The 548-nt window shown below is 74.1% G+C and carries 1 protein-coding gene; it reads right to left on the reverse strand.

All coding sequences use genetic code 11. The annotated features are described in order from the left end of the window. Window positions 1-526, reverse strand: a 526-nt coding sequence (locus tag ACFPL3_RS42060; protein ID WP_379591057.1) for a SulP family inorganic anion transporter, incomplete at its 3' end; no start/stop codon positions are given. Window positions 527-548: the final 22 nt, after the last annotated feature.

A 548-nucleotide genomic window follows, 5' to 3' on the forward strand; every position in this document is an offset into this window, starting at 1 on the left:
GCGGGCGGGAGACCTTGCGCAGCAGGTCGAGGATCGAGATCGCCACCGCGACGAGCACGCCGTTCAGCACCCCGACGGCCAGCACCGCCGCCGTGGTGACGAGCGCGATCGCGAGCTCGGAGCGGCGGAAGCGGGCGAACCGGCGGAACTCGGCGACGTCGATGAGGCGCAGCGCGGCGTACACGACGAGAGCGCCGAGCGCGGCGGTCGGGAACGACGACAGCACCGGCCCTCCGACGGCGAGCACGGCGACGACCGCGAGCATCGTCACCAGCGAGTTCAGCTGGCTGCGGCTGCCGATCGCGTCCCCGATCACGGTGCGGCTGCCGCTGCTGCTCACCGGGAAGCCGTGCACGACAGCGGCGGCCGCGTTCGCGACGCCGAGCGCGAGCATCTCCTGGTCGGCGTCGACCTCCTGGCCCTTCCGCGCGGCGAAGGCGCGTGCGGTGAGGACGTTGTCGGAGCAGCCGACGATCGCGATGCCGAGGGCCGGGAGCAGGAGGTCGGCCAGGTCGGCGGCGGTCACCGGCGGCAGTTCCGGGAGGGGG

Origin of the sequence: Pseudonocardia zijingensis, assembly GCF_042657305.1 — a bacterium.
In the GTDB taxonomy this organism is placed as follows: Bacteria; Actinomycetota; Actinomycetes; order Mycobacteriales; family Pseudonocardiaceae; genus Pseudonocardia; species Pseudonocardia zijingensis.